This window comes from Streptomyces sp. NPDC031274 (genome assembly GCF_055570235.1).
Genome location: NZ_JBVIHP010000464.1, coordinates 1 through 1,055 on the forward strand (window position 1 = coordinate 1; position 1,055 = coordinate 1,055).

2 protein-coding genes are annotated in these 1,055 nt (G+C 67.6%); one reads left to right on the top strand and one right to left on the bottom strand.

All coding sequences use genetic code 11. The features are described from left to right. On the bottom strand, nt 1-554 hold a 554-nt coding region (locus ACZ5CR_RS47205; RefSeq protein WP_468870244.1), incomplete at its 3' end, for an ABC transporter substrate-binding protein. Between the two features lie 290 nt (nt 555-844). Here ACZ5CR_RS47205 and ACZ5CR_RS47210 point away from each other — a divergent pair. Beyond that, on the top strand, nt 845-1,055 hold a 211-nt coding region (locus tag ACZ5CR_RS47210), incomplete at its 3' end, for a TetR family transcriptional regulator (RefSeq protein WP_468870247.1).

A 1,055-nucleotide genomic window follows, 5' to 3' on the forward strand; every position in this document is an offset into this window, starting at 1 on the left:
AGGAACAGGCCCTTCGTCTTCTTCGAGGTGAGCTTCTTCGCGGCGTCCACGAGCTCGTCCAGCGTCTTGGGCGGCTGGACACCTGCGTCGGCCAGCAGGCTCTTGCGGTAGTAGAGCATCTGCATGTCGATGACTTGAGGGATGCCCCAGATTCTTCCGTCGTACGTCTTCGGCGCGAGGACGGCCGGGTTGAAGTCGTCCTTGACGCCGTCGAACAGCTCAGTGAGGTCGGCGACTTGCTTGCCCTGGATCTGATCGAGGCTGGGTCCGTTGACCTCGAAGACGTCAGGGCCGGAGTCGGTGAGGAGTGCGGCCGCGGTCTGTTCGTCGTAGTTGCCGGGCCGCCACTGGACGGTGACGTTCGCCTTCTTGTAGGCGGTGGCGTACCTCTTCACCGCCTGCTCGGTGCCCTGCTCGCCGTACTGGTGGTACCACTGCGACAACTTCGGACCGTCACCAGAACCACCGTCGTCCCGGCCCGTGTTGGAGCCACATGCGCTCAGCAGTCCCAACGCCGCGCCCGCCCCGAGCAGTCCTCTGCGGCTGATGGTCATAGGTCGCCCCCTGTTCGGTGTACGGCTGATTCCGACGGCCCAACGATCAACCATGCAGGCGGATTACGACAGTGGGACTACGGCCGTGTGTCGGCTGTTCCAGCCACCGGGGCTGCGTCACCTGTGGCCGGTGGAATGACTGCCGCCTCTGCGGGTCGCGAGCCACGTGACACGCGGTCGGGCACCTGCCCGGGCTCACTGTTCTTGAGCGGATCGAGCAATCCTCTCCTGATCCAGTCGCAGGCGCCGTGCTGCCGGGCCGGACAGAACGGTCGTACTACGCTTCCAGCGTGACGAACCCCACCGAGCCCCAGGACCCACGGTCGGCCGCCCAGGGCTCGGCCTCCGGGCAAGGCAGCCGCGCGGGCCGTCCGGCCAACCAAGGGCGGCGGGTCGCGGCCCGCAATCGTGCCGCCCTCATCGCTGCCGCCCGCGAGGTGTTCGCCGAGCAGGGTCTTGACGCCCCGCTGTCGGCCGTCGCCCGCCGTGCCGGGGTAGGAC